This is a genomic window from Gammaproteobacteria bacterium (assembly GCA_003696665.1).
Lineage (GTDB): Bacteria > Pseudomonadota > Gammaproteobacteria > Enterobacterales.
Genome location: RFGJ01000391.1, coordinates 1 through 1,262 on the forward strand (window position 1 = coordinate 1; position 1,262 = coordinate 1,262).

1 protein-coding gene is annotated in these 1,262 nt (G+C 50.1%); it reads left to right on the forward strand.

Features of this window, described 5'->3' with window-relative positions:
• Positions 1-327 precede the first annotated feature (327 nt).
• A partial coding sequence (locus tag D6694_10070) for a hypothetical protein (protein RMH40440.1) occupies positions 328-1,262 on the forward strand: 935 nt, incomplete at its 3' end.

Consider the following 1,262-nt stretch of genomic DNA (forward strand, 5'->3'; position numbering starts at 1 on the left):
GCCCAGCCCGGAGACGCTCTGCTCGATGATGGCAAAGCCGGCGCCCCAGGCGCTGGTTGCCAGCAAACCGATTGCCAGCAGGGTTAGAACCAGGTTTCGTGTGTGTCTCATGTCTCCTCCTGAAAAAGTGTTGCGGGCGAAAGCTGCGGCGATTTTATCCGGCTGAACCCGGGTATTGCAAGCACAAAATAAAATATTGTTTTATAGAATATGCGCCTAGAACATAAACCAGCTCTTTTTTTCACAACCCCAACTTGACAGAGCGATTCCACCACGTATGAATGTAGCATACCCCTCATTTACCAAATCCCCCACAAGGAGGTCACCATGTTTCCTCGGATTATTAAATTTTTATTAGTTTTTAATTTCATCATATTTACCCTGAGCGGATGTGGCGGTGACAGCAATACCTACCAAACAGCCAACGACCCCTACCACAACGCTGATGGAACACCTACAGTCTTTGCCCGGTTTGATGCCAGCACACTTCCCCTCCCCAATGATTTGACCTGGGCGGCAGACAACGATCCACGCGTTAACCTGCCCCTTGCCAATGATGGTTCCGAATTGGACCAACTTAAGCAGATCATCAACGCTCAGCCAAATCTGCTCGGCCTGTCACCCAACATGTTCCTCACCTTGCCAGTAACAGGAGCTGTCAACAGCAATACGCTGAATCTTGTGGTTTTCAGAACGGACGACCCCAATTTGCCAAATTTTTTGGGCGCACTTGCAGTCAATGATCTGGCATCCGCGGCAGGTTTTCTTGCAAGCATGGAAATCCGTACAGAAACAGATTTTATTATTCTGGATGATTTTACATCCGGTGTCGTAAAGCTTTTGCCCAAGACACCCTTCACACCCGGGGCAGCCTATGCCGTGGTGGTGAAATCGGGACTATTGGATGGGAATGGGAACCTTGTGGCCTCATCATTTACGATGGAGGCCTTGAAATCAACAGCCCCATTTTCCTCCGATTCACCACTGTTCAAATTTGAAACACTGAGAGCTGCCTTAAACGATGGGGCAACATCCCTGTTTTCTATTATCGAGGCTGTCACGGCCGTTAAAACCGGGGCGGCCTGGACCCGTGACGATGTCCTCGTAACCTGGACCTTTCATACCGCTGACTATACCTTATCACTGACCCCGACCATTGCCGGCGCTGAAACCGTCGACTACCCCGGCGGCGCAACCCCCTTTACCCAAACCACGGCAAATCTCAAGGTCTTAAGTGCTGGTTTTACAACCAACAACATCAC